Raw genomic sequence first — 25440 nt, 5'->3', positions numbered from 1 at the left:
CATGCCCAAATGAAGCCAGCCGGTTGGTCTAACCAGGATCAGCCGCAGACGCGGACCTCCTCGATCACCCTATGGTGATGGCGCCAGTGCTTGACCAGTTCGATATGGCAGCGATGATGCCGGTGGTGGCGGCGATACTCGCCATCGTTGTAGTCACCGTATTGCACACTCTGGTCGTCACCATACTGGTTGTCGTAAATACGCCGGTCATGATGGCGGCGAACAACGATTTCGCCATTGTCGTATTGATCATCCGGCGAATACTGGTCACCGTCGTCGGACTGGATAATCACACTTGCGGCCTGCGTTGGCGCAACGACTGCCCCTGTCGCGGCAAATGCCAACACGGACGCTAAAATCAGCTTTTTCATGTCGTCCTCCTGCGAGTTCAAGACATGTAAACTCACGGGAGAACCGGGCGTTCCAGCGTAAATCTACACGCTTTGCGACGCCGGAGACATCAAGGCGTTATCGGAGATACGCTCCAGGCGCACGAAGGCCGTCAGCGGCAGGTGGTCGGAGGCAACGCGCGAAAGCGGCGTGTCATGCGCTTCGACAGCGGCGATCATGCCATGCCGGTTGGCCATGATCCGGTCTAGCGCCAGCAGCGGCAGGTTCGACGGAAAGGTGGGGACCGCCGGCGGCTGCGGACCGAACGTCGCATGCAGTGTGTTGAGCGCGGAGCGATTGCCGAGCCGCCATTCATTCAGGTCGCCAAGCAGCAAGGTTGGCGTTTCGTCCGGACTGTTCATCAGCTCGAGCACGACACGCGCCTGCTGGGAACGCGATCGGCGCAGCAGGCCGAGATGGGCGGCGATGATGCGCAGCGTCTGGCTTCCGTCGAAGTCGATCTCCGCCACCACCGCACCGCGCGGCTCCAGTCCCGGAAGCTTGATCTGATGCACGTCACGAACGACGCCCTTCTTGAACAGCAGCACATTGCCGTGCCAGCCATGGCCCTTGCCGGTGGCCGAAATCGGCACCGGAACCAGGCCGGTTTCCCGCTCGAGCCGGAGCAGGTCGAGAAGGCCGTCACGGTCGCCGAAGCGGTTGTCGGCTTCCTGCAACGCAATGACATCCGGATCGATTTCGCGGATGACGCGGATGGTCCGCTCCGGGTCGAACTTCCTGTCGACGCCGATGCATTTGTGGACATTGTAGGATGCAACCAGCGTGCCGGTGGTGACCGTCGTCTTGTGTGCAGCGGCGTTTGCCTTCTGCATCCTCCGGTCGCGAATGGACAGAAGCATGCTTGCCGGGAGGCTGCGTCCAGTTCTCTGCATATCTGTGCTGCTCGTCCTCGCTGGCTTCAATTCAGAAGCTGGATACAGTCAAAATAGGCAATATCGGCGTATGTTCCATGACAGGCGAGTTCCACAACGACGCACCTCCGCGTTAGAGATAGGGCGAACCGAGCCAAAGCACCCGGTCGAACAGCCTGATAAGGAACGGCCGGGCCCGCAATGCTTCCAGCGTCACCGGCACGGCCGTTTCGAGCGCCGACCCGATGCGGGCCTCGATCTCGCCGGCAAAGCCGGCGTCGAGAACCTCAAGGTCGATCTCGAAATTCAGCCGCAGCGATCGGGCGTCAAGATTTGAAGAGCCGACATAGGCCCACACGCCGTCGATCGAAAGCAGCTTCGAATGGTCGAAAGCTCCCTCTGTGCGCCAGACGCGGCAATAATGTTTCAGCACCTGATCGAACTGCGCCGTCATCGCACGGTCGACCAGGAAAAGATTGTTCACAGCCGGCACGACGATGTCGATCTCGACGCCGCGTCTGCCCGCGGTGATTAGTGCACTGATCAGTTCGCGATCCGGCAGGAAGTAGGGCGACATCAGACGGATCGATTTGCGGGCGACGGAGAAGGCGCCGATCAGCAGTTTGTGGTTGGTTTCGTTGCTGGCGTCCGGACCGGACGCCACGGCTCGCACAAGCATCGGCACACCCGGCCCCGGCGACAGCGGGGCAATTCGCCAGTCATCGCCTTTCAGCGCCTCGTTGGTGGCGAAGCGCCAGTCCTCGGCGGCGACTGAAAAGAGGTCGGCGACGACCGGACCGGTCACCCGGAAATGCGTGTCCCTGGCGCTGTTGGAGCCGGCGAATTCGGCGGAGAAGCCCTTGCGGATGTTCATGCCGCCGGTAAAGGCGACCGCGCCGTCGACCACGAGGATCTTCCGGTGGGTCCTGAGATTGGCGTAGGGCAGGCGCAGGCCCATGACGATGTTGCCGTTGAAGACATCGGCGGTGATGTTGGCCTCGCGCAGATGCCCCAGGATACTCGGCACGGAGTAGCGGGCGCCGACGGCATCGATCAGCACGCGGACGGTGACGCCGCGCCGGACGGCGCCGGCCAGCGCTTCAACGAAGAGCAGGCCGACGGCGTCATTGTCGAAAATATAGGTCTCGAGCAGGATGCCGCGCTCGGCGCCGTCGATCGCCGCGCACATGGCGGCATAGGCTTCGTCGCCGGTCTCCAGCACCTCGATTGCATTTCCCGGGGTGAGTGCGCGCCGCGCCACCCTATCGCCCAGTGTTCTCAGGCCGGTGAACCGCTGCCCGTATCGCTCGACGATCAGAGCCTCTTCGGCAGCGACGTCGCGCTCATGCTTGGCGGACACCGCGTCGCCGGCAAGCGGACGCTGTGCGGTGATCGTGGCACGGCGAATCCGGTTGATGCCGGCGACGGCATAGATCAGGACGCCGAGGATCGGCGACAGCACCATCACGCCGACCCAACCGGTGGCGGCGCGGACATCCTCCTTGGTCATAACGGCGTGGACGATGCCGACGGTCGCCATCACCACCGAGATGATGGCGAGGATTTGCGGCCAGTGAGTCGCCAGGGTCTCCAACATAGCCGAGACTATCCAGCGAGCGGCTGCGGAACGCAATGCAGCCGGTCATCCCTGATGCGGCCCACCTAGCGGAGTTCATCCGAACCGGTTGGTCGGCGTGCCTCGAATGCCTGTCCGCACCGCGAACAACCCGCCCTCATGCGGGTTTGCCTGCAGATGTCTCTCGCTCATGGTAAACCGTGCCGAAGTGACGAAGAGGGTATCGAAATTCTCGCCACCAAAGGCACAGCTCGTAGGCCAGCTGCAGGGCAGTTCCGCCACTTTGTCCAAAGCTCCATCAGGTGAAATGCGGACGAGGCAGCCACCCCCGGCAACGCGACAATTCCAGACATAGCCCTCCGCATCCATACACGACCCGTCGGGCAGACCGCGCGGAAAGTCCGAGAAGAAAAGGCGCCTGTCGGTTATTCGCGATTGCAACCGATCCCAGCGATAGCGGAAGATCTGGTTCTTCGTCGTGTCCGCCGTGACGAAGGTATCATTCGCCGTCCAGACCATGGTGTTGGTGATACCGAAGCGATCGGCGCTGAGCGCCTCTACAATGCCGTTCGTGTCGACGCGATAGATCCGCCCCGCATCTCGCGAAATATCGCGCGGAAGATCGTCGGGGCCGATATTGTTTTCCATGGTCCCGACCCAGAACGAGCCGTCTGGGGCGACCACGCCCTCATTCAACCGTGTGTCCGGGCTATCCGGTTCGATCGTCGCGATCGTCCGGAAGGTCTTCCCGAAGTCCCACAGCGCCACGTCCTTTCGCAACCCGACGATTGCGCCACCGTCCCTGCACAGCCCAATCGACGTTGCGAGGTCCGGAGTTTGCCAGCTCTGGTGATCGAGAGTGTCCGGATCGAGCTGATGGATACGTCGCCGGATAATATCCACCCACACCAATTTCTTCCTGTCCCCATCCCAAACCAGGCTCTCCCCGACGACATCCCTGGCATCGAGCACGAAAATTGCCTGCATCTCTCCTCTGTCCATGCTCTTCCTCTCTCTATTGTTGCCCTACTTGACAGACACAATTTCACAAAGATATATGCATTTCAAGAAAACATGTCATACAGGTTGAGGAGCAAATGATGGCAGGTCGAGGCGCCACGCCTGAGGTCACCAGCCCCGGTCTGGTAAGCACCGCCATTCAGGCCATCACCCGACACATCCGCGTTGAGGGCCTCGGCCCCGGCGACCTGTTGCCCAGCGAAGCCGATATGACCCGCAAGCTCAGCGTCTCGCGGACGGTTGTACGGGAGGCGTTTCGATCACTGTCGGCGATGCGTTTGATCGATATCAGCGCTGGTCGGCGCGCGAGCGTCGCCAAGCTGGACACAGATGCGATGTCGATGGTGATCGAGCACGGCATCACTACCGAACAGATCAGCGTCCACCAGGTTTATGATGTGCGCCGTACAATCGAAATGCGCACGGTGGCGCTCGCCGCACTCCGGCGGACCGACGCGGAGGCGGCTGAAATAGAAAAATACGCGTGGCTGATGCGTGAGAACTGTCGCTCGCCCGAGATCGTCATGGAGCACGATATCGCGTTCCATCAGGTGATCGCGCAGGCCTCCCACAATCCGGTGTTCTCGTTGATCATCAACGCCTTCAGCGGTGTCACGCGACGCACCTGGGTGATCGGCTGGCGTACGCGTGCCACCGAGGAAGAACAGATCAAGATGATCGAGGGTCACGGAGATATAGCTCGGGCGATCATCGTGGGGAATCCGCAACTTGCCGCCGAACATATGGCCGCGCATTTCGACAAAAGCGTCAAGGCGCTGATCGACGCGGGGATCGCATGAAAATCCGCTCGATCGAGACCATCCGCATCGAAGAACGACCCAATCTGCTCTGGGTCGAGGTGCATACAGACGAAGGCATCACCGGCCTTGGCGAAACCTTCTTCATGGCGCGCACGGTCGAGGAATATCTGCACGAATATGTCGCGCCACGCGTAATCGGCCGCGATCCGCTGCAGATCGATCTGCTTTCCGCGGATCTGGTCGGCTATCTCGGTTTCCGCTCAAGCGGGGTCGAAGTGCGCGGCAATTCCGCCTTCGACATCGCGCTCTGGGATATTTTCGGCAAGGCGACGAACCAGCCGATTGCGCAGCTTCTCGGAGGCTTTTCACGGCAGTCCATCCGTACCTACAACACCTGCGCCGGCACCGAATACATCAAGGACGCCAAGGGACAGACCACCGCAAATTATGGTCTCGGCAGAAGGCAGGGCTACGACGATCTGAACGGGTTTCTCCACCGCGCCGACGAATTGGCGGCAGAGCTCCTTGAAGACGGTATCACGGCCATGAAGATCTGGCCCTTCGACCATGCCGCCGAGAAAAGCAGGGGGCAGGATATCACCGCCGCCGACCTCAAAGCCGCATTGCAGCCTTTCGAGAAGATCCGCAAAGCCGTCGGCGACAAGATCGACATCATGGTCGAGTTCCACTCCATGTGGCAGCTCTTGCCGGCGATCAAGATCGCCAAGGCGCTCGCACCTTATGGCACCTACTGGCACGAAGATCCCATCCGCATGGACAGCCTCGCCGATCTCAAGCGCTATGAGGCCGCGAGCCCGGCGCCGATCTCGGCATCAGAAACCTTGGGCAGCCGCTGGGCATTCCGGGACCTTCTGGAGACGGGTGCTGCAGGTATCGTGATGCTGGACATTTCCTGGTGCGGCGGGCTTTCGGAAGCACGCAAGATCGCCGCGATGGCGGAGGCCTGGCACCTGCCGGTCGCCCCGCATGACTGCACCGGGCCAGTGGTTCTGGCGGCGTCCACACATTTGTCTCTCAACGCGCCCAACGCGCTCGTGCAGGAGAGCGTGCGGGCCTTTTACCGGACCTGGTATCGCGATCTGGTGACCGCGATACCGGAAGTCAAGGACGGCATGATCACCGTGCCGCCCGGCCCGGGCCTCGGGCTGGAACTCAATCCCGACCTCGGTCGGGCCTACACCGTCCATCGCCGCGTCTCCGACAAGGCGGACATCTGAAGAACACTCAACGGGAGGAATAGCAATGAAACGACTGACTGCAACGCTTTTGCTCGCTACGACGCTGCTCGCCGGGCCTTCCGTCGCCAGCGCCGACGGACTCAACATCGTCTTTACGCACCATTCGTCGGCCTCGAACACCTTCTGGCAGGCGGTGAAGAAGGGCTATGACGACGCCTGCGGCAAGGTCGAAGCCAAGTGCAACATGATCTTCACCCAGACCGAGGGTTCGGTCGAGCAGCAACTCGCCAACATGCGCGCAGCACTTGCCGCCAAGCCGGATGCCTTGCTGACCTCGATCGTCGACAACAAGGCGTTCGACGACGTCATCAAGGAAGCGCGAGATGCCGGCGTATTGGTGATTGCGGTCAATGTCGATGACACCGACGGCGCCAAGGGCAATGCCCGGCAGGCCTTCATAGGGCAAGGTTTCAAGCCGGCGGGCTATTCGCTCGGCAAGGCGATTTCCGAGAGCTTCCCGAAAGAAGGGCCAATCAAGGTTCTGGTTGGCATTTCCGCACCAGGCCAGAACTGGTCGGAAAGTCGCGGCGCAGGCGTGATGCAGTTCCTGGAAGAGTACAAGGCGGCCCATCCCGACCGCCAGGTCTCATGGGAGCGGATCGACAGCGGAACGGACCTTGCGGTCACGTCCGATCGTGTCGGCGCCTATCTCAACGCGCATCCCGACACCACCGCCTATTTCGACACCGGCTTCTGGTGCGCGGGCGTTGCGCGGTCACTGCAGGATCGCGGCGTCGCGCCCGGCAAGGTCCTCCTTGGCGGCTTCGATCTGGTGCCTGAGGTTCTGCAGCAGATGCAGAAGGGCTATGTGCAGGCCCTGGTGGACCAGCAGCCCTACATGCAGGGCTTCATGCCGGTGATGGAAGCCTATCTGAACAAGAAGGTGGGCCTGGCACCCTCCGACATCGATACCGGGCAGGGCATCGTGCGCCCGGATCAGGCCGACGCAATCATGACGCTTTCCGCGCAAGGTCTGCGTTAGGCGCACACGCGCCCTGTGTTCACCCGGCGGCGCTTATGCTGCCGGGTGGTTCCTTGCCTCGAATTCCTGGAGCCTGCCTTGAAACGCCTCTTCAAGACCTATCTGGAAAAGCCGGAACTGGCGGGACTGATCCTGCTGGTGCTTCTGGTGGTGATTTTCGAGATCCGCTCGGATGGCGTGTTCCTCAACCAGGATAACCTTCGCGGCATACTCGGCATTTTGCCGGAGACGGGCCTCGTCGCCATCGGCGTCACGATCTTGATGATCAGCGGCGAGTTCGACCTATCGGTTGGATCTGTGTTTGCGCTGATGCCGATGTCCATGGCCGTCCTCATGGTCGAGGGTGTGCCTTTCCCTCTTGCCTTGCTGGCCGGCCTGGTCGTTTGCGCGTTGATCGGGTTCATCAACGGCTATGTGACGATCCGGTTCGAGATCCCGAGCTTCATCACCACGCTGGGCATGCTGTTCATCGCCCGGTCGCTGACGATCGTCGTCTCGGGCGGGTTTCCACCCCTGCTTCCCGCTGATCTGCCGAACTGGCTGTTCACCTCGTTTGTCGGTCCCGGCAACATGTTCCGCATGTCGTTCCTGTGGTTTGCCGGAATTGCCGTCCTGACGTCGCTGATGCTTTCCAGAACCAATTTCGGCAACTGGATAAAGGCCACCGGCGGCTTCCTTCCCGCTGCTGCCTCGATGGGCATCCCGACCGCAAGGGTGAAGCTCGCATGCTTCATGCTTTGCTCGATGCTGTCCGGTTTCGCCGGCATGTTGCAAGTGCTGAGGCTGGGCTCTCCTTTGCCTTCCATCGGCGAGGGTCTGGAACTCCAGGCAGTCGCCTCGGCGGTCATCGGCGGTGCTTCGCTCGCAGGCGGCATCGGTACGGTCGCTGGCGGTATCATCGGCACGATCCTCATTCGCATCATCGACAACGGGCTTGTGCTCTCCCACGTTGACGCGAACTGGTTCAAATTCGCGATCGGCTTTCTGACCATCTTCGCTGTCGTCGCCAATGCCTGGATGCGCAAGCGCGCCAAGGCGATCAAGATGGAGGGCTGAGGCATGGAAGACGCAATCATCTCCGTCCGCAATCTTCACAAATGGTACTCCGGCGTCCATGCGCTGAAGGGCGTGAGCCTCGACTTGAAGCGGGGCGAGGCGCTCGGGCTGGTCGGCGACAATGGTGCCGGCAAATCGACGCTCATCAACATTCTGTCAGGCGTCCATACGGCCGACGAGGGCGAGATACTGGTGGACGGCAAACCGGTACGGATCGCCCGCCCTCGCGATGCGATGAACCTCGGTATCGAGACCATCTACCAGTACAACTCGATGGTTCCCACCATGTCGATCGCCAGGAACCTGTTCATCGGTCGGGAACCGACGCGGTTTTCCATATTCGGTGTTGGCGTCCTCGACCAGAAGAAGATGGGTAGCGAAAGCATCAAGGCGATCGCCAATGTCGACCTGCATCTGCGCTCGCCCGACGCACTTGTCGGTGAATTGTCAGGCGGCCAGCGGCAGGGTGTCGCCATCGCGCGCGCCATGCATTTCAAGTCGAAGGTGATGATTCTCGACGAGCCGACCAATCACCTTTCGGTCAAGGAGACCAGCAAGGTGATCGGATTCGTACGCGGTCTGAAGTCACAAGGAGTGACCGGCATTTTCATCAGCCACAACATGCATCACGTTTTTGACTGCTGTGATCGTGTGGTCGCGATGGCGCGCGGCGAGATCGTGCTCGACAGGCCGGTGAGCGGGACCACGATCGAAGAGGTGCATGGATATCTGTGATGGGTGAATTTTCGGGCAACACCGTGCTGATCACCGGTGCGTTGGGCACTTTGGGCACGGCGCAGGCGGAAGCCTTCGGCAGGCTCGGCGCGAAGCTGATCCTGCTTGACCGGCCGGGCGATGCGCGCGGTGAAAGCCGCGCCCGCGAAGTGGCCGCACATCATGGCGTCGACGTGCGCTATGTCGGCCAGGATCTCGGTGAGCTCAAGGCAAGCGAAGCCATGGTACGTGCGCTGAGCGACGAGCATGGCGGCATCGACGTGCTGGTTTCGAATGCAGCGCTGATCATCAACAAGCCGTTCGAGGATTTCTCGATCGAGGAATATGAGGACCAGCTGCGCGTCAATGCGGCGGCTACCTTCGCGCTGGTGCGCGCGATCGCGCCGAGAATGAAGCAGAAGCGCAGCGGCAAGATCGTCAATTTCTGCTCAGTGACACTCAATGGCCGTTGGGACGGCTACGTGCCTTATGTGGCAAGCAAGGGCGCTATGCTCGGGTTGACCAAGTCGCTGGCGCGCGAGCTTGGTCCTTTCAACGTGCGCGTCAACGCCGTATCCCCGGGCGCTGTCGTGTCGGAGGCCGAGAACCGGGTGTTCGCCGACCGGTTGCAGCAGTACAATGACTGGATCCTCGAGAACCAGAGCCTGAAACAGCGCATCCAGCCGGAGGATGTCGCCGACCTTGTCGTCTTCCTGGCGTCGGAGCGCTCGCGCATGATCACTGGGCAGAACTTCGCGGTCGACGGCGGCTGGTAGTCGCGCCATGAAGCCCCGAGGCAGGCCCCTAGAGGCCCAGCGAGGCCTTGAAAGCAGAAAACTCCTCGTCGGTGACGGGAACCACGTGTTGCGGCTCGGGATAGGCGCCTGTCTGCACGTCGGAAATGAATTCGCGATAGGCGGCGACGCGCTCGCGCTGCAGCCGTTCATACTCGGCGGCGAAGTTGCGGTAGGTCTTGGCGTGGCGCGGCCTGTGGCCAGCGGTGTGGCCAAGCACGTCCTCGCTGAACAGATACTGCGCGTCGGCATGTGGTCCGGCGCCCATGCCAAGCATGATCATCGGCGTGTTGCGGGTGATCAATTCGGCAATCCGGTCGGGCACGACTTCCAGCTCGGCGCCAAAGCAGCCGATGGCCTCCAGGCGCTTGACGTGATCCCACACCGCACGCGCGCTCTCGGCCGTCCTGCCGACCGCCTTGAAGCCGCCGGTCCAGGTGCATTGCGAGGGGATCAGGCCGACATGGGCGACGATTGGCACGGCGTTGTCGCAAAGCGTCTTCTGGATATCGAGCGAGGCGGCGCAGTAGAAGCAGTCGCCGCCGATGCGCATGAAGTGGTAAGCGGTTTTCAGATAGTCCTCAGCGGTGACCAGATCGCCGGCGGGGCCGTAAGGTAACCCGACCTGCACGAAGCAGCGGCCGGCCGCCTCGCGCATCTCGGGCGAGAAGAAGCGGCCCTCGATCGAAAGCATATCGACGCCGGCCGCGTCCGCTGCCGCCGCCTCTTCGACAGAGGTGACGTACAGCATGGAAATCTTTTGTCCGCGGCCCTTCATGGCGCGGATGTCGGCGACGGTGGGGCGGCTGCTCTTGGTGACCATTTCGTTCCTCAGACGGTGAAAGCTTCGCGAAAGGCCTGCAGGGCAACTTCGGGGTCGCCGGAGGCAAACGCCTCCATGCCCACCGGCCCGCGGTAGCCCATGTCCTTCAGTGCGCGGGCGATGCCGCGATAGTTGATCTCGCCGGTGCCGGGCTCCATGCGTCCGGGCACGTCGGCGACCTGGACCTCGCCGATCCACGGCAGGCAGGCGCGGCACAGTTCGATCAGGTTCCCTTCGCCGATCTGCGCATGGTAAAGATCGAGATTGAGGCGCAGGCCCGGCCGGTTGACATCAGACACCAGTGCAAGCGTGTCCTCGGCGCGCCCAAACGGCACACCGGGATGGTCGACCGGCAGGTTCAAATTCTCCAGCGTGAACGTCACGCCCTCGGCTTCGGCGAGGTTGGCAATGCGGTTTAGCGTGTCGCGCGCCTTGAGCCACATCGTGCCGGTGACAGTTTCGCAAGGCGTGACCGGCAGGCCGCCATCGCCCAGTCCGGTGCCATGCAACTTGAGCCGTGCGACGCCGAGCCGCTTGCCGACGGCCGCCGTCTCCTTCGCCGTCTTCAAAAGTTCGGCGGCACCCTCGTCATCGGCCAGCCGGCCGCGCAAATAGCCGTTCATGATCGAGAACGTCGCGCCGGATTTCTCCAGCATAGCAAGGTCATGCTCGGGCCAGTTCCAGAGACCGACCTGGAAGCCCATTTCGGTGAGGCGCCGCACGCGCCATTCCATCGGCTTGTCGCGCCACAGCATTTCGACGCAAGCCGCAAGCGTAAAGGTATCGGACATGTCAGACCTCGATATACACGCGGCCGTCCTCGACCTTCGTGGCGTAGGTTTTCAGGCTCACGCAGACCGGTGCGCGCAGCGCTTCGCCGGTCCGGTAATCGAACACGCCGCTGTGCTTCGGGCATTCGATCCTGTGCTCCATAACCAGCCCGTCGCTGAGATGCACCTTCTCATGCGTGCACAGCCCGTCGGTGCAGAAGAATGCATTGTCGGGGCTGCGGTAGATGGCGAATGTCCGGCCCTCGTGATCGAAGCGGATGACGTCCTCTTCGTCGATGTCATCGGTCGCGCACGCGTTGATCCACTTTGCCATTGCCGATTCCTGCAAGCCTGCTTTGGTTGGTTGAAAAAGGGGCGGCCGGCGGCCCACGCATTCCGCCGGCCGCACAGGAAGATGCCCGGGAGGAGGAGATGGGCGTCTTCACTGGTCACGCATGGCTTGCGCCATGCGGCGCATGCCCGTCATCAGCCATGGAGAAGCTCTCGATCTCGGCCTCAAGCTCGGCCATCTGCTCGCCCCCCGCCATCAGGTCGGTGATCGCCTCGCGGCTTTTCTCGCCCTTGCGGAAATCGGCGGCCTTGGCGCCCCTGATGAGGACGGCGAAGTGGTCACCAACGGTCAGCGCATGGACGACATTGTGGGTGATGAAGATCACCGCGATGCCCTTGCGGCGCGCCTGGAGCACGATGCGCAGTACGTGCGCCGCCTCCTTGACGCCGAGCGCCGCGGTCGGCTCGTCGAGGATCAGTACGCTGGCGCCGAAATGCACGGCGCGTGCGATGGCCAGCGCCTGGCGTTCGCCACCTGACAGTCCGCCGACGAGGCGATCGCCGTCATCGATACGGGTGATGCCGAGCTGGCGCATCTCGGTGACGGCGATCTCGTTGGCCCGCTTGCGGTCGTAGATGGTCAGCGGCCCCCAGCGCCGCGTCGGCTCGGCGCCGACGAAGAAGGAGCGGCCGATGCTCATCAGCGGGAACGTGCCGCCGAACTGGTGGACGGTGGCGATGCCATGGTCGCTGGCGTCGCGGGGACTGTCGAAGGCGACGGATTTGCCGTCCATTTCCATCGTACCCGATGTCGGCTTGTGGACACCGGAGAGGATCTTGATCAGCGTCGACTTGCCGGCGCCATTGTCACCGAGCAGGCACAGCACTTCGCCTCTGTTGACCTCCAGCGAGATGTCGTGGAGCACGTCGATGGGACCGAACGACTTGTTGATTGCGGTCAGCCTGAGCAGGGGCGTTGTCATCAGCGGGCCCTCGATTTGGTGCGCGGCGCGTAGGTCAGCGCCATGGTGCGGAAGGTGTTGTTCATCAGCACGGCGGCGAGCAGCAGGACGCCGATGATCAGGCTCGCCCAGTTGGCGTCGAAGCCGGTGTAGAAAATGCCCTGATTGACGATCGCGAAGGTCAGCGTGCCGAGCACGATGCCGACCACCGAACCGTAGCCGCCGGTGAGCAGCACACCGCCGATGACCACGGCGATGATCGAATTGAAGATGAAGGACTGCCCGGCGGCCACCTGCGCGCTGTTGTAGAGGATCGCCTGCGACATGCCGACGAAGGAAGCGCACAGGCCGCTGCTCATGAACAGCGCGATGGTGACCCGGTCGGTCGGGATGCCGGCATTGCGGGCGCTGACGGCGTCGCCGCCCATGGCCAGGATCCAGTTGCCGAAGCGCGAGAAGTTCAGGATGAAGCCGACGATCAGGATGACGGCGATCCACCAGAACAAAGTCACCTGGAACTTGCCGCCGAGATAGTCGCCGAACAGAAGCTTGGCGGTCGGTCCGCTCTTCAGCGCGACACTGGTGCTGCCGGACAGGATGACCGAAAGGCCGAGCGTCAGGCCGGCCAGCGCAAACAGCGTTGCCAGGGTGACGACGAAGGACGGCACCTTGGTGCGGATCACCAGCACGCCGTTGATGAAGCCGACGGCGAGCCCAAGGCCGAGCGCGGCGAGGATGCCGACGATGATCGGCAGGTCGTAGTGGCCCGAGATGATGGCAATGGTCATCGAGCTGGCCGGGATCATCGAGCCGACGGAGAGATCGAGATGTCCGGCGATCATCAACAGCCCCACCGGGAGTGCGATGATGCCGAGTTCCGAGGCGACGTTGAGCCAGCTCGCGGCGCCGCCGGCCGACATGAAATTGGCGCCGCCGAAGATCGAGAAGAACACCAGCACGGCGATCATGCCGATCAGCGAGCCGACTTCGGGGCGCCGCACGAGACTGCCGATCGAGGGCATCGAAGAATGCGGCACGGTCGCTGCCACGGCGGGTTGGTGATGGGCTTGGGATGTCATCGAAATGTCCCTGGCTTGAATATGGGGAGCCTGGCGCGGTCGTCGGCGCGGGGCAGGTGATGTCCGGCCCTCGGATGGGCCGGACATTCGATCTGCAAGAGCTAGCGGGCGCCGGCCGCCGCACCAGCCAGCGTCGCGTCGACATTGGCGGCGTCGACGATCCCGGGTCCGGTCAGCACCGGCTTCGTCGGCAGGTCGAGCCCATAGTTGACGAAGCCGTTGAGCAGCGACACGGCAAGGAAGCCTTGCAGATAGGGCTGCTGGTCGATCGAGAACATCTGCGTGCCGTCCTTGATGCGCTGCAGGCCGGTTTCGTCCATGTCGAACGACGCGAGCTTGACCTTGTCGCCGACACTGGCCTGGCTGATGGCGTTGGCGGCGCTGTTGGCGTCGCCGGCGCTGATGGTGATGACACCGTCGAGCGTGTTGTCCTTCAGCACGGCGGCCTTGATCGCCTCGGCGACCGCGGTCGGGTTGCCGAAGCTGGAAGAAGGCAGCGGCAACTGGCTCGATTTGCCGCCGCTCTTGGCGATGGCGTCGGCAATGCCCTTGCAGCGGTCTTCGGTGTTGGTGGAGCCCGGCAAGGTGTTGACGCACAGCACGTTCTTGGCGCCATGGCCGCCAAAATAGGCGCCACCACCAAGACCGGCTGCGTATTCCTCGTTGCCGACATAGTTCATGGCACCGAGCCGCTTGGCTGCATCCATGCCGCCGGAATTGTAGATGATGAGCGGCACGCCCGCGGCAACGACTTCCTTGAAGGCGTCATCCATGGCCTCGGGCACCCAGTCGGGACCGACGATGGCGCTGGGATTCTGGCTGAGCGCGGTGCGGATAAGCTTGGCCGCGTCAGGACCCAGATTGTCGTAGTTCTGCGGACCGAGCCAGGTGACCGAGCCGCCCGTCAGCTCGGCGACCTTGCCGGCGTCGTCGGCGCCCTTCTTGACCTTCGACCAGAACGGGTCGTCGGCCTTGCCGCCGATGACGAAGATCTTTGCCCCCTTGGACTGCGCCATTGCCGATGTGGCCGATGTCGCCGCCACGCCGGCAAGCATGATCGCCGCCAAGAGTTTTGTGATACGTTTCATGTCGTCTCCTCCCATTTGCCGTCTTCGGACGGGTTTTTGAAAAACTGTGACCTCTCCTGCGCGCCTCTCTCCCGGTTGCGCGCCGTGTGACGTGATCAAGGGTTCGCCGCGGCCTTGGCGTTCATGCGTTCCTTCTTTTTCTGGAAACGGGCGTCCATCATGGCTTCGCCCTCTCTGGTGCCGTCGTGCCAGGTGCCGAACCACCGATCGAGTGGGATCAGCCCGTCGCCGCCATAGTTCACCTCGAAATATTTGTGGTGCAGGTAGTGCGTGTAGGCGTGGCTATCGACGGCCGTGTCCTCGGTCACTTCCAGCTTGTCGAAGCCGAGATGGCCATTGACGGCGCCGAAGCCGGCAACATGCAGCTGGAACAGGGCGATGATCGGATTGGACGGAATGACAAGATGCCAGAAGGCGACCGCGTGGTAGAGGAAGCCTTCCACCGGATGCATCGACAGCGAGGACCAGGGCGACGGGTTGATCGAATTGTGGTGGACCGAATGGATCCAGCGATAGAGCGGCCCCCAGTGGATCAGGCGGTGGATGAAGAAGAAGTGCACCTCGTGGATGGCCGGCGCGATCAGCACGAGTGCTGCGAGATAGACCGGGTGATCCTGCCAGCCGATCCACGGCACATAGCCATTGGCAAAGCACCAAAGGAAAATGACTTCGACCACGGTCCACAGCGGGATGGTGATGAAGAACGAGCGTAGGAAATTGTCGAGGTTCTGGCTCTGGAACCAGAACACGTCGGAGGGCGCATCGCTGGGGAATTTGTGGTTGTATTTGAACCGGGTCGCCTGGGCGCGCTTGATGTAATAGCGCAGCTCGAAGATGCCGTAGAAGACGAGGATCGCCGCCGCGTTGACGGCATAGAGCCACAGCGCCCAGCCCCAACCGATCGTCTTCATCGTCTCGACGCTCGGCACGACATAGAACCAGTAGAGGAGGGCAGTGGCCATGTGGAAGGCATTCCACGGCCAGATATAGCCGGGCAGCCACGCCAGGATTTTCGGCAGCCTGGGCGGCCAGTTCAACAACGGCGCCCCCTCGATGCGTCCGTTCGGCTTCCAGTCGCCGCGCTTGTCGCGCACGCCGTATTTGAGATCGTCCATGCAGATCCTCCACCCGCAATGCCGCACCCGCAACGCCTTTGGATGGGCCGCACGCGCATGCTGCCTCACACCGCCTGAGAGCGGTGGGCGAGAACCTGTCTGCGCTGTGCTGCTGCTATCCCTGGGCTGGCGGTGCGTCCGCCTTGCTTGCTTTTGACGAGATAAACATCTTGATCCAAAATGAATCAAGAATAGAATGTTTGTTCCAAATGGATTGTGTCATTCATATCAATATGGCACGAGAAATGATATTTTCGTATCAATTGCTACAAGCGGATGAGACGGAATGGATCAGAACAAGCGGCCAACGATCAGGGATGTAGCCGCCGAGGCGAATGTTTCGGTGGCCACCGTCAACCGGGTGCTGAGCGGTGCGGGCGCCGTGCGCCAGGGTACGCGCGAGCGCGTCAGGCTGGCGGCGGAGCAGATCGGCTTTTATGGCATGGGCGCGCTGCGCAGCCGCGTGGCGGCCGCGCGGCCGCGCTACCGGCTCGGTTTCCTGCTGCACCAGCCCGGCCGCGCCTTCTACCGAAACATGGCCGAGGCGCTGCGCCTGGCAACCGAAACGATGCCCGACTGCGAGATAGAGCTGCGCACGGAGTTTCTGGACGATCTGTCACCGCAGAACGTCGCCTCGCGGATGCTGGCCTTGGGCGCGGAATGCGATGCCGTCGGCGTCGTCGCGGCGGTCCATCCCCTCGTCACCCAGGCGGTGGATACGCTCAATGCCCGCAACGTGCCGGTGTTTGCGCTGATCTCGCAGATCTCGGCGACGGGCCATGTGCGCTATATCGGCCTGGACAACTGGAAGGTCGGGCGCACCGCGGCCTGGGTGTTCGAGCACGTCTGTCGGGCGCCGGGCAAGCTCGGAATCCTCGTCGGAAACCACCGCTACCGCTGCCAGGAAATGAACGAGAGCGGCTTCCGTTCCTATTTCCGCGAGCACGCGCCTGGCTTCACCCTGCTGGAGCCGCTGCTGACCTTCGAATCGAGCGCCATCGCGCAGGAGATGACCGAAAAGCTGCTGAACGAAAATCCGGATCTGTCCGGCCTCTATGTCGCCGGTGGCGGCATCACCGGCACCATCGCGGCGCTACGCTCCACCGGGCGGGCCGGCAGCCTCGTCGTCGTCGGCTATGAGCTGATGGATTCGACGCGCCCGGCACTGCTCGACGGCACGCTGACCTTTGTCATTTCGCACCCGCTCGCCCGCATTGCCCAGGAAGCGCTGGCCGGCATGGTCCGCGCCGTCTCCGCCCCGAACGAAGGCGGCAACTTCACGACGATCCTGCCCTTTGAGATCTACACCCGCGAGAACATCTAGCTCATAACGGTAACGCAACGGCATGCATGAGCGGCTGCTTCGTCGTGTTGTCTTCCGCCGCGTTGGTTCTTCAAGGCTTCCTATGCTTTGGTCCTGGATGTAATGTATATCAGCAGGAACAAAATTAACGACTTAACATTTTGATTGATGGCGAGGGGGGCGCCGAATGATGAAGTTCAACTTCGATGGACCTCCTGGCGATGATGCCGCTGTCGACACATCGGTCGAATGCCAACGCCAATTGCTGCCTCTCCTCCGTGAAATCGTTCAGGCGGCAGTCGCTGCCGGGTGGAGCGAGGAGGATGTTCTTCTGGGCTTTGTGGAACTTGCGTGGGATCTGTACGAGAAGCGTCGCAACGACCTGTAACGACCAGCCATGAACCAGGCTTTGTAGCCTCATCGCGGCCCTCCGACCTCTGGCCGATTTCCCCTCGATGAGCGTAGTGCGTCGATGAAAGTCCTCTCCATCGCGTGGAAGAAAATATCCAGGAACTCCCATCGCTGGCCATATTCTTTCTTTTTATCCCGAACAAAATTTTTTCTTTGCGCACGGATGTTATTCACTATCCGCGGCATGTGCATTACGCTGAGTTAGGGCAGTCATGGGGCTAGGGGGATTCAAGCGGCGGCAAAGCGGCCGAGGCGAGGCGGAATGAAAAGTGCGGACGAGGCTCGGGATGGCGATCCCCGGGGCGTCGATCGGGGACGGGCAGTCCGACACGTCCTGGAAATAGTTCCTGAAGGCGCGGGTCCGAGACGGGCCACCCAACAGGGGAGCGTGATATACTCGGTGCGTGGCGGTCCCGGGTCGCAAAAGTTCCTGGCCAAGGAGCATTCGGCGGGGATCGTGCTGGCGCCGATGCGCAAGTTGCGAGCCTCGCTCGGCAGCGACAGGATCAAGGAGTACGATGCGCCGACCGGCTGCATGGTGATCAATCCCGCCGGCGTGGACAGCACCCTTGCCTGGTCGGCGACCCGGGAAAATGCCGTTATATCCATATCTCCCGCGGCGCTGTCGGAGCTGGCTGTTCATGAGTTCGATCTCGCCGATGTCGAGCTCGAACCACCCGCGTTCGGCACCGTCGACCCCTGGGCGCTCACCATAGCCCAGAAGGTCACCGCCGAGCTGACGGGGAAGGCACCTCCGAACGAGCTCTATCTGGACTCGCTGATCACGGTGTTCGGTATTCATCTGCTGCGCACCTACACGAGCCGCAGGACGCAGCCGGTGTCGCACAAGGGCGGCCTTTCGCCCGATGGTGCCCGGCGCGTGCGGGAGTACCTCAATGAAGGCTTCGCGCGAAAAATCATGGTCGCCGAACTCGCCTCGGTCACCGGCGTCTCGCCCAACCATTTCATCGCGGCATTCGCCAGGACGTTTGGCATGCCGCCGCATCGGTATCTGATCAATCTGCGCCTCGATTTCGCGGAAAAGCTGCTCGTCGGCGGCAAACTTTCGATTGCCCAGGTGGCATACCTGGCCGGGTTTTCGGATCAAAGCCATTTGGCCGCGACGATGAAGAAATACAGGGGAAGAACGCCGGCGGGACATGCTTGCGTCAGAAACTGAAACCGCAGGGCGATACATGGAAACGCAGGCGCAAAATCAAAGGGCCGCAACATCCTCCGCGCAGGGCGCGCGGGCGCTGTGGCAAAGCAGCGACATCTGCCGCCCGATACCCAAATACCGGAATTTCCTACAAAGAATCCCGAATTTTCCAAAATACGTCGGTCGCGAATATGCCCAAAACTCGGAGTGGGAAAATCTTCGGCGTGCCTGGTGTTTCTGTCTGCTGTGGCGGCGCGAGTGCCGGCCAGTCGGCTTTCGTTTTCTCAACGCAGCAATTTCCTGAAATACCATCCGCCCAAACCGTGGTCTTGCTCTGTGTCGTCATCGGACTGGAATTGCCCAACGAATCTGACTGGCGACAACGGTCAGGTTTCATCCATCACGAATTGTTTTTCCGGGGAACCGCAGGGTTGCCCTACGGTTGGGCATCATGCGGGGAAATATCAGGAGGCCGAGAAAATGCGGCGCGATGATGAGTCCCCGGGACGGATTTCCGAGACCAATGCGGCGCGGCAGCCGCTGCTCAACGTGAAAGGCGGGCTTTCCGTCCGCAGCATTCGCAAGGTGCAGGAGTTCCTGAACGAGAACTTTTCGCGCAAGCTGGCGCTTGCCGAGATGGCCGCGGTTTGTGAGCTTTCGCCATATCATTTCCTGCGCGCTTTCTCCAGGACGTTCGGGATGCCGCCGCATCAGTATGTCCTCGATCTCAGGCTGGATTTCGCGGAAAGATTGCTTGCCGACAGCCGCATGACGATCGCCGACATCGCTCATTCCTGCGGGTTTTCAAGCCAGAGCCATTTTACCACCGTGATGAAGAAATACCGGCAGGTGACGCCGTTGCAGGCTCGGGTGAGCAAGCTTAGCGCGAAGGTTAGATGAGACGGCACTTACGGCATTGCTTGATTCCTTGATTTTAAAGCATTGTCTAAAGTAACGATCCGTTAACCTCTGTAGATTTGCTCCGCTTTTTCTCACAAGATAGCAATTTCGTGAAATACCGCAGGCAGGAATCATGTCTTCCTGCCGTGGATCGGAATTGTCAGACATTTCGTGCCGGCCAGCGGAGAGGGAACCATGACCGACAATCAGATTTCGAGCGACCAGATTTCGAGCGGCTCGTTTGTTCAGCGTCGCGCGGCGCATTTCGCCGGACACTGGATCGCGGGGGCTGATTTCGGCTCTCGCTCGCTGCGCCGCCGCCTGATGGCCGTGCTGCGAATGTCGTATCGCGTGCTTGGCATGCGCCGTAAGGGACATGGGCTGGGCGCGCTCGGCGCCGGCAAGCTGGTGGTGGCGCTGGGCGCGATCGCATTCGGCGGCATCGCCACGCCGGCACTGGCGCAGTATGCCGCCGGCGGCGGCACCGCGACCGGCGGCAATTCCGTGGCCGTCGGACCTGGCTCGACGGCCAGCGGGCTGCGCGGCATCGCGGTTGGAAATGGAGCATCGCAGGCTGGTATCGATTCCATTGCCCAGGGCACCGCCGCAAACGCCGGCGCCCAGAATGCCGTCGCAATCGGCTTCCAGTCGATCGCGTCCCAGATAAACTCCATCAACATTGGCGCGCGCACCGTTCCGAACACCGGTGCCCTTGCGCAGGGCGCCATCGCGCTCGGCACGGATGTGTTGTCATCTGGGTTCAGCGCTACCGCGATAGGGACCCAGAGCAAGGCGACCACAGGAAACGCGGTGGCTATCGGCACGGGTGCGTCAGCCTCGGGCGCCGCCGCGGTGGCTCTTGGCCAAGGCACGATCTCAAGCAACGTCAATTCAGTCGCGCTCGGCGTTCAAGCCAGTGCCACGGGCGCCGGCGACAGTGCGCTTGGCACCTTCGCCGTTGCTTCGGGAGGCAACTCCACTGCGGTCGGTGTCAGTTCCACGGCCAGCGGCCTCACTTCGTTCGCCGGAGGATGGAGTTCCGTTGCCAGCGGTGTCAATTCCACCGCCGTTGGCCGTGAGGCCGTTGCATCGGCCCTCGACGCAACCGCGTTTGGATACATAGCCAAGGCATCAGGCCAATACAGTACCGCCATCGGACCCAATGCCAACGCTACAGCCACGTCTAGCACCGCGATCGGCCAGAACGCATTTGCAACCGACGTTCAGGCGACCGCTCTCGGCGTAGGAGCAAATGCGAGCGCTCAATCTGCCATCGCCATAGGCACCACCTCAGCAGCGAGCGCCGCCGCCAGCACGGCGGTTGGCAACACGGCCGTTGCCAGCGGCATAAACTCATCTTCATTCGGGACAGGATCCAAGGCGACGGGAGACAATTCTCTCGCTGCCGGCGTCAGCGCCAACGCCGGCGGGGTCGCCAGCACCGCACTCGGCATCGGTTCCAACGCGTCGGCGCAGAGCGCCATCGCCGTCGGCAACAATGCCAAGGCCGATTCCGCCGAGGCGGTCGCCATGGGCACCAATGCGGTCGCGACCGGCGGCAAGGCTGTCTCGATCGGCTCCGGCAACACGGCCTATGGCGACGGCGCGGTGGCCATCGGCGATCCGAGCTTCGCCAGCGGCACCGGCGCCTTCGTCGGCGGCGCCAACAACATCGCCAACAGCGACGGCACGGCAACCGCGACGGCCGCCAACCAGGCCGCCGGCGCGGTCGCCATCGGCAACAACAACAAAGCGATCGGGCAGGGCTCCGTCGCACTGGGCAACGGTTCCACCGCGGGTGCCGCCGGCCTCGCCGGCAATGTCGCGCTGGGCAATGGCGCCTCTGCGGCGGCAAGCTCGGGCGACGTGGCGCTCGGTTCGGGCTCGGTGACCGCCGTGGCGGTCGGCACGCCCAGCGCGGTCATCAACGGCACGACCTATGCCTTCCAGGGCACCACGCCAACCTCGACGGTCAGCGTCGGCGCGGTCGGCGCCGAGCGCACCATCACCAACCTGGCGGCGGGGCGGATCAGCGGGTCTTCGACCGACGCCGTCAACGGTTCGCAGCTTTTCGCCACCAATCAGGCGGTCGACGCCATCGGTGCCACCGTCAACAACATCAACGTCGGCGGCGGCATCAAGTATTTCCATGCCAACTCGACGCTGGCGGACTCGTCGGCGACGGGTACGGACTCCGTCGCGATCGGGCCCGGCGCGACCGCGACGGGGACACGCGCCATCGCGGCCGGCATGAATGCGAGCGCCACCGGCACAAACTCCTCCTCATTCGGATTTCAAACAAAAGCGACAGGAGACAATTCTCTCGCTGCCGGCGTCAGCGCCAACGCCGGCGGGGCTGGCAGTACCGCACTCGGTATCGGAACCGTTGCTGGCAGTGCCGAATCGACAGCTGTGGGCTTCCTCGCCAGTGCGACGGGGCAAAATTCCCTCGCGCTGGGGGCAAACGCCGCCGCCGGCAATGCAGGCGACGTAGCGCTGGGCTCCGGTTCGGTGACCGCCGTGGCGGTCGGCACGCCCAATACGGTGATCAACGGCACGACCTACGCCTTCCAGGGCACCACGCCGGCCTCGACGGTCAGCGTCGGCGCGGTCGGCGCCGAGCGCACCGTCACCAATGTCGCGGCGGGGCGGATCAGCGGCTCCTCGACGGATGCGGTCAACGGCTCGCAGCTCTTCGCCACCAACCAGGCGGTCGATGCCATCGGCACCACCGTCAACAATATCGGCGGCAACATCACCAATCTCGGCAACACCATCAACAACATCGCCGGCGATACCTCGACCGTCTTTACCGACGCCAATGGCGAGGGCATTCGCTACGCCCGCACCAACGAGACCGGGCTGGCGCAGACCGACTCCTTCGCGCAAGGTGTCGGCTCCACGGCCGTCGGCTACCAGGCGACCGCGACCGGCGACAGCGCGCTGGCGCTCGGCCGCGACAGTGCGGCCAGCATCGATGGTAGTGTGGCGCTCGGTTCGGGTTCCGTGTCCGATCGCGCCTTGGCTCCGGCCACGGGCCAGATCGCGGCCGGTCCGTCCAACTTCATCCAGTACAACACGACGGACAAGACGCTGCTCGGCGCCGTTTCGGTCGGCACGGATACGTCCTACCGGCAGATCACCAACGTAGCCGACGGCACGCAGGCGCAGGATGCGGTAACCGTTCGCCAGCTTCAGGGCGCCATCGCCTCGGTTGCCGTCACCTCAACCAAATATTTCCACGCCAATTCTGCGGCGGGCGACTCGCTTGCCGTGGGCGCCGAGTCCGTCGCGGTCGGCCCGACCACGGTCGTCAACGGCGACAACGGCATCGGCATCGGCAATGGCGCCATCGTCGACCAGATCGCGCCCGGCGGCACGGCCATCGGCCAGAACGCGCATGTGATGCTGGCCGACGGCATCGCGCTCGGCACCGCCTCGACCGCCGCCGGCGTTCAGTCGGTGGCGCTCGGTGCCGGCGCCCAGAGCACCTTCGCCAACAGCGTGGCGCTCGGTGCGTCGTCCATCACCACGGTCGGCGCGCAGGCTGGCTACACGGCCTTTGCCCTCACCGCTCCGCAGACATCGGCCGGCGAAGTGTCGATCGGCGCCGCCGGGGCCGAACGCAAGCTCACCAATGTCGCGGCCGGCTCGGTCGACACCGATGCCGTCAACGTCTCGCAGCTGCGCGGCACGGCGCAGAACATCAGCAACCTGTTCGGCGGCGGCACCACGGTCAATCCCGACGGCTCGGTCACCGGCCCGACCTACAACATCCAGGGCAACAACTACACGACCGTCTATGACGGCTTCACCGCCGTCAACAATGCGCTCACCACCATCAGCAATGGCGGCGGCATCAAGTATTTCCACGCCAATTCGACGCTGGCCGACTCCGCCGCCAGCGGCACCGACGCCGTTGCGATCGGGCCGGAGAGCGTGGCCAGCGGCACTGACAGCCTTGCCGCCGGGCATGGTGCCACGGCAAGCGCGCAAGGGGCGGTGGCGCTCGGCCAGGGCGCCAAGGCCAACAATGCCAACGATGTGGCGCTCGGCTCCGGTTCGGTGACGCAGGCCGCCGTCGGGACCTCCAGCACCGTCATCAACGGCAAGACCTACACCTATGCCGGGACGACGCCGACCGGAACCGTCAGCGTGGGCGATGCCGGCGCCGAGAGGACGATCACCAATGTCGCCGCTGGCCGCGTCGATGCCGGCAGCACGGATGCGATCAACGGCTCGCAGCTCCACGCCACCAACACGGCGATCGAGGATCTGAAAGCCGGCGTCGGAAACCTTACCCAGAATGCGGTGACCTATGACACCCAGGGCGGCAACAAGACGAACACCATCACGTTGCAAGGTGGCGACGTCAACGCGCCGGTCGTCATCTCCAATGTCGGCCCCGGCGTCAAAGGGACCGATGCGGTCAACGTCGACCAGATGAACCAGGGCCTGACCGCGGGCAAGAGCTATACGGACAACCGCGTGGCCTACGCTATCGATACGTCCAACGCCTACACCGACAAGGTGGCGGTCACGACCTTGCAGCAGGCCAACGACTATACCGACCAAAAGCTCAGCCAGCTCAATTCCGACGTCAGCGGCATCCGCGACGAGGCGCGGCAGGCGGCCGCAATAGGCCTCGCCGCCGCCTCGCTGCGCTACGACGACCGGCCCGGAAAGCTGAGCGTCGCGGCGGGTGGCGGCTTGTGGCGGGACGCAGGCGCGTTTGCCTTCGGCGCGGGCTACACCAGTGAAGACGGCCGCATCCGCGGCAATCTGTCCGGCACGGCCGCGGGTGGGCATGTCGGTGTCGGCGCCGGCATCAGCTTCACGTTGAACTGAGGCGGGAATGAAAAGGCAAACCAGCCATGCCCGCCTTGCCATACTGACTTGCCTGGCGCTCTGCGGTGGTCTCGTGCCTGCTGTCGGGCAGGCTGGTTCCACATACAGGATCAAGTCCTCGGACGTGGTGGTCCCGCCCGAGGTGAGGCTCGGAGATTACCAGCGCACCATCCGCCCATTCGATAACTGGACGCTGATCTGCGACGAGAACCTCAAAGCCCGCAAGAAGGTCTGCAACGTCTCGCAGATCATCGAGGACGCGTCCGGCAAGATGGCCTTCAGCTGGTCGCTTGCCGCCACCCAGGATGGCAAGCCGTACATGATCCTGCGCACCGCCCCGAACGCCAAGAGCGACGGCCTGGTGTCAGTGAAGTTCGAGGGGCGGGACCAGGCGATCGACGTTCAACTGAACGGCTGCAACGAAATGGTCTGTGTCGGCATGTTGCCGGTCGGGCCCGTCATGCGCCGGCAGATATCGCAGAATGCGACACCGGCGATCTCCTACTCGACCGTCGACGGTCAGACGATCACCGTGACCGCAACACTCAAGGGGCTGTCAGAGGCCCTTTCACCACTCAAATAACCGGGGCACAACCATGAGCCAGCAGGACCAGTTCACGTCCGCAAAACGCACCCCGACCGTCGAGGCGGATCGGCAGAGGCGGGTCGAGCCCACACCGCGGCGGTGGCCACGCATCGCCGGATATTCACTGCTGGGACTGGTCGTGGCGGGCCTCGGCTTCGCGGCCGGGAACTATGCGGCGATCGCCAATCTCATAGGCAGCGCGACGGCCGCACAGGCCGAGACAGCCACTCCCGCGCTTCCCGACACGCCCTTCCTCGAGCACGTCAAGCAAGCCGGCGTGCAGGCCTGCTCGACCGTTTATCCGGTGCTCGGACAGATACTGACGACCGGCACGAAATACAGCGTCAAATCCTTGTGGAACGACCAGGCCGCCGACAAGCACGCCGTTCAGGCCTTTGTCGGCATGGATTATGCGTCGGAACGCTATAGCGGGCCGGCCGCCGGCATCGTTTTCGCTTCGCCCACCGCCTCGGGTTGCGAGGGAGCGATGGTGCGGGTGGCGCCATTCGCCAGCCCATGCGCCGACATCCCGTCCATTCTGCCGCAGGGCAGCAAGATCACCGACCATCTTGGACAGGTCGAGGTCTACGAGCTTGGCGGCAATGCCGGTGAAGCGCTTCTCCTGCCGACCGGCAAAAGCTGTGTGGTGATCTCCGTCGCTTCGGCGGCGAAGTAGGACGC

General features: G+C 62.9%; 24 protein-coding genes. 13 read left to right on the top strand and 11 right to left on the bottom strand.

Translation table 11 applies throughout. The annotated features are described in order from the left end of the window. Positions 1–38: 38 nt before the first annotated feature. From ACFOJ9_RS25980 to ACFOJ9_RS25965, 4 genes are all read right to left on the bottom strand, one after another. The gene (locus ACFOJ9_RS25980) at positions 39–371 is read right to left on the bottom strand and encodes a hypothetical protein (RefSeq protein ID WP_378982639.1); all 333 of its coding nucleotides are present in this window, start codon (positions 369–371) and stop codon (positions 39–41) included. A gap of 63 nt (positions 372–434) precedes the next feature. Next, entirely contained in the window at positions 435–1283 is an 849-nt protein-coding gene (locus ACFOJ9_RS25975) for an endonuclease/exonuclease/phosphatase family protein (protein ID WP_378982636.1), read from the bottom strand. A 112-nt stretch (positions 1284–1395) separates the two neighbouring features. Further along, positions 1396–2859 carry a phospholipase D-like domain-containing protein gene (locus ACFOJ9_RS25970; RefSeq protein WP_378982634.1) on the bottom strand — a complete coding sequence of 488 codons (1464 nt, stop codon included), beginning with the start codon at positions 2857–2859 and terminating at the stop codon, positions 1396–1398. A gap of 75 nt (positions 2860–2934) precedes the next feature. Beyond that, a complete protein-coding gene (locus tag ACFOJ9_RS25965) occupies positions 2935–3840 on the bottom strand; it encodes an SMP-30/gluconolactonase/LRE family protein (protein WP_378982631.1) in 906 nt (301 codons plus the stop codon). Between the two features lie 98 nt (positions 3841–3938). Here ACFOJ9_RS25965 and ACFOJ9_RS25960 point away from each other — a divergent pair, with 98 nt between their 5' ends. From ACFOJ9_RS25960 to ACFOJ9_RS25935, 6 genes are all read left to right on the top strand, one after another. Next, on the top strand, positions 3939–4658 hold the full coding sequence (locus ACFOJ9_RS25960; protein ID WP_378982628.1) for a FadR/GntR family transcriptional regulator: 720 nt from the start codon (positions 3939–3941) through the stop codon (positions 4656–4658). Beyond that, complete coding sequence (locus ACFOJ9_RS25955) at positions 4655–5857, top strand: mandelate racemase/muconate lactonizing enzyme family protein (RefSeq protein ID WP_378982625.1); 1203 nt, start codon at positions 4655–4657, stop codon at positions 5855–5857. Before ACFOJ9_RS25960 ends, ACFOJ9_RS25955 begins: the two co-directional genes overlap by 4 nt. Positions 5858–5882: 25 nt before the next feature. After that, positions 5883–6860: a sugar ABC transporter substrate-binding protein gene (locus ACFOJ9_RS25950; protein ID WP_378982623.1), complete on the top strand. Its 978-nt coding sequence runs from the start codon at positions 5883–5885 to the stop codon at positions 6858–6860. Positions 6861–6938: 78 nt separating this feature from the next. Then, on the top strand, positions 6939–7916 hold the full coding sequence (locus tag ACFOJ9_RS25945) for an ABC transporter permease (protein WP_378982617.1): 978 nt from the start codon (positions 6939–6941) through the stop codon (positions 7914–7916). 3 nt (positions 7917–7919) lie between these two features. Further along, positions 7920–8651 (top strand): ATP-binding cassette domain-containing protein, encoded by a 732-nt coding sequence (locus tag ACFOJ9_RS25940; RefSeq protein WP_378982613.1) that lies wholly within the window; start codon positions 7920–7922, stop codon positions 8649–8651. Beyond that, the gene (locus ACFOJ9_RS25935) at positions 8651–9406 is read left to right on the top strand and encodes an SDR family oxidoreductase (RefSeq protein ID WP_378982611.1); all 756 of its coding nucleotides are present in this window, start codon (positions 8651–8653) and stop codon (positions 9404–9406) included. Before ACFOJ9_RS25940 ends, ACFOJ9_RS25935 begins: the two co-directional genes overlap by 1 nt. 28 nt (positions 9407–9434) lie before the next feature. Here the strand turns inward: ACFOJ9_RS25935 and ACFOJ9_RS25930 are convergent, their stop codons facing one another. From ACFOJ9_RS25930 to ACFOJ9_RS25900, 7 genes are all read right to left on the bottom strand, one after another. Continuing rightward, complete coding sequence (locus ACFOJ9_RS25930; protein ID WP_378982609.1) at positions 9435–10247, bottom strand: 3-methyl-2-oxobutanoate hydroxymethyltransferase; 813 nt, start codon at positions 10245–10247, stop codon at positions 9435–9437. A gap of 8 nt (positions 10248–10255) precedes the next feature. Continuing rightward, positions 10256–11038 (bottom strand): TIM barrel protein, encoded by a 783-nt coding sequence (locus ACFOJ9_RS25925; RefSeq protein ID WP_378982607.1) that lies wholly within the window; start codon positions 11036–11038, stop codon positions 10256–10258. A gap of 1 nt (position 11039) precedes the next feature. Next, a complete protein-coding gene (locus ACFOJ9_RS25920) occupies positions 11040–11351 on the bottom strand; it encodes a MocE family 2Fe-2S type ferredoxin (RefSeq protein WP_378982605.1) in 312 nt (103 codons plus the stop codon). 115 nt (positions 11352–11466) lie between these two features. Then, complete coding sequence (locus ACFOJ9_RS25915) at positions 11467–12291, bottom strand: ATP-binding cassette domain-containing protein (protein ID WP_378982603.1); 825 nt, start codon at positions 12289–12291, stop codon at positions 11467–11469. Beyond that, on the bottom strand, positions 12291–13292 hold the full coding sequence (locus ACFOJ9_RS25910; protein ID WP_378988069.1) for an ABC transporter permease: 1002 nt from the start codon (positions 13290–13292) through the stop codon (positions 12291–12293). The genes ACFOJ9_RS25915 and ACFOJ9_RS25910 overlap by 1 nt, the downstream gene beginning before the upstream one ends. A gap of 158 nt (positions 13293–13450) precedes the next feature. Beyond that, positions 13451–14437 carry a sugar ABC transporter substrate-binding protein gene (locus ACFOJ9_RS25905; RefSeq protein WP_378982601.1) on the bottom strand — a complete coding sequence of 329 codons (987 nt, stop codon included), beginning with the start codon at positions 14435–14437 and terminating at the stop codon, positions 13451–13453. Between the two features lie 95 nt (positions 14438–14532). Continuing rightward, positions 14533–15552, bottom strand: a complete 1020-nt coding sequence (locus tag ACFOJ9_RS25900; RefSeq protein ID WP_378982599.1) for a sterol desaturase family protein — start codon at positions 15550–15552, stop codon at positions 14533–14535. 286 nt (positions 15553–15838) lie between these two features. Between ACFOJ9_RS25900 and ACFOJ9_RS25895 the strand changes: the two genes are divergently transcribed. The 7 genes from ACFOJ9_RS25895 (at position 15839) to ACFOJ9_RS25865 (ending at position 25435) form a co-directional block, all read left to right on the top strand. Then, positions 15839–16876 (top strand): LacI family DNA-binding transcriptional regulator, encoded by a 1038-nt coding sequence (locus ACFOJ9_RS25895; RefSeq protein ID WP_378982597.1) that lies wholly within the window; start codon positions 15839–15841, stop codon positions 16874–16876. Positions 16877–17042: 166 nt separating this feature from the next. Next, complete coding sequence (locus tag ACFOJ9_RS25890; RefSeq protein ID WP_378982595.1) at positions 17043–17243, top strand: hypothetical protein; 201 nt, start codon at positions 17043–17045, stop codon at positions 17241–17243. Positions 17244–17666: 423 nt separating this feature from the next. Further along, a complete protein-coding gene (locus tag ACFOJ9_RS25885; protein WP_378982593.1) occupies positions 17667–18446 on the top strand; it encodes a helix-turn-helix domain-containing protein in 780 nt (259 codons plus the stop codon). A gap of 210 nt (positions 18447–18656) precedes the next feature. Beyond that, positions 18657–19325, top strand: coding sequence for a helix-turn-helix domain-containing protein (locus ACFOJ9_RS25880; protein ID WP_378982591.1), 669 nt, complete (start codon positions 18657–18659; stop codon positions 19323–19325). Between the two features lie 195 nt (positions 19326–19520). Beyond that, on the top strand, positions 19521–24173 hold the full coding sequence (locus tag ACFOJ9_RS25875) for a YadA-like family protein (protein ID WP_378982589.1): 4653 nt from the start codon (positions 19521–19523) through the stop codon (positions 24171–24173). Positions 24174–24180: 7 nt separating this feature from the next. Then, complete coding sequence (locus ACFOJ9_RS25870) at positions 24181–24756, top strand: invasion associated locus B family protein (protein ID WP_378982587.1); 576 nt, start codon at positions 24181–24183, stop codon at positions 24754–24756. Positions 24757–24769: 13 nt separating this feature from the next. Further along, positions 24770–25435, top strand: coding sequence for a hypothetical protein (locus ACFOJ9_RS25865; RefSeq protein WP_378982585.1), 666 nt, complete (start codon positions 24770–24772; stop codon positions 25433–25435). Positions 25436–25440 lie beyond the last annotated feature (5 nt).

This window comes from Mesorhizobium cantuariense (assembly GCF_042647205.1).
Classification (GTDB): Bacteria; Pseudomonadota; Alphaproteobacteria; order Rhizobiales; family Rhizobiaceae; genus Mesorhizobium; species Mesorhizobium cantuariense.
This window is presented reverse-complemented; position numbering and strand designations above follow the sequence as displayed.

Bases quoted from the DNA above. Each gene is read 5' to 3' on its own strand.
- ACFOJ9_RS25980 (WP_378982639.1), bottom strand. From the start codon at position 371: ATGAAAAAGCTGATTTTAGCGTCCGTGTTGGCATTTGCCGCGACAGGG.
- ACFOJ9_RS25975 (WP_378982636.1), bottom strand. From the start codon at position 1,283: ATGCAGAGAACTGGACGCAGCCTCCCGGCAAGCATGCTTCTGTCCATT.
- ACFOJ9_RS25970 (WP_378982634.1), bottom strand. From the start codon at position 2,859: ATGTTGGAGACCCTGGCGACTCACTGGCCGCAAATCCTCGCCATCATC.
- ACFOJ9_RS25965 (WP_378982631.1), bottom strand. From the start codon at position 3,840: ATGGACAGAGGAGAGATGCAGGCAATTTTCGTGCTCGATGCCAGGGAT.
- ACFOJ9_RS25960 (WP_378982628.1), top strand. From the start codon at position 3,939: ATGGCAGGTCGAGGCGCCACGCCTGAGGTCACCAGCCCCGGTCTGGTA.
- ACFOJ9_RS25955 (WP_378982625.1), top strand. From the start codon at position 4,655: ATGAAAATCCGCTCGATCGAGACCATCCGCATCGAAGAACGACCCAAT.
- ACFOJ9_RS25950 (WP_378982623.1), top strand. From the start codon at position 5,883: ATGAAACGACTGACTGCAACGCTTTTGCTCGCTACGACGCTGCTCGCC.
- ACFOJ9_RS25940 (WP_378982613.1), top strand. From the start codon at position 7,920: ATGGAAGACGCAATCATCTCCGTCCGCAATCTTCACAAATGGTACTCC.
- ACFOJ9_RS25935 (WP_378982611.1), top strand. From the start codon at position 8,651: ATGGGTGAATTTTCGGGCAACACCGTGCTGATCACCGGTGCGTTGGGC.
- ACFOJ9_RS25930 (WP_378982609.1), bottom strand. From the start codon at position 10,247: ATGGTCACCAAGAGCAGCCGCCCCACCGTCGCCGACATCCGCGCCATG.
- ACFOJ9_RS25925 (WP_378982607.1), bottom strand. From the start codon at position 11,038: ATGTCCGATACCTTTACGCTTGCGGCTTGCGTCGAAATGCTGTGGCGC.
- ACFOJ9_RS25920 (WP_378982605.1), bottom strand. From the start codon at position 11,351: ATGGCAAAGTGGATCAACGCGTGCGCGACCGATGACATCGACGAAGAG.
- ACFOJ9_RS25915 (WP_378982603.1), bottom strand. From the start codon at position 12,291: ATGACAACGCCCCTGCTCAGGCTGACCGCAATCAACAAGTCGTTCGGT.
- ACFOJ9_RS25910 (WP_378988069.1), bottom strand. From the start codon at position 13,292: ATGCCCTCGATCGGCAGTCTCGTGCGGCGCCCCGAAGTCGGCTCGCTG.
- ACFOJ9_RS25905 (WP_378982601.1), bottom strand. From the start codon at position 14,437: ATGAAACGTATCACAAAACTCTTGGCGGCGATCATGCTTGCCGGCGTG.
- ACFOJ9_RS25900 (WP_378982599.1), bottom strand. From the start codon at position 15,552: ATGGACGATCTCAAATACGGCGTGCGCGACAAGCGCGGCGACTGGAAG.
- ACFOJ9_RS25895 (WP_378982597.1), top strand. From the start codon at position 15,839: ATGGATCAGAACAAGCGGCCAACGATCAGGGATGTAGCCGCCGAGGCG.
- ACFOJ9_RS25890 (WP_378982595.1), top strand. From the start codon at position 17,043: ATGATGAAGTTCAACTTCGATGGACCTCCTGGCGATGATGCCGCTGTC.
- ACFOJ9_RS25875 (WP_378982589.1), top strand. From the start codon at position 19,521: ATGACCGACAATCAGATTTCGAGCGACCAGATTTCGAGCGGCTCGTTT.
- ACFOJ9_RS25870 (WP_378982587.1), top strand. From the start codon at position 24,181: ATGAAAAGGCAAACCAGCCATGCCCGCCTTGCCATACTGACTTGCCTG.
- ACFOJ9_RS25865 (WP_378982585.1), top strand. From the start codon at position 24,770: ATGAGCCAGCAGGACCAGTTCACGTCCGCAAAACGCACCCCGACCGTC.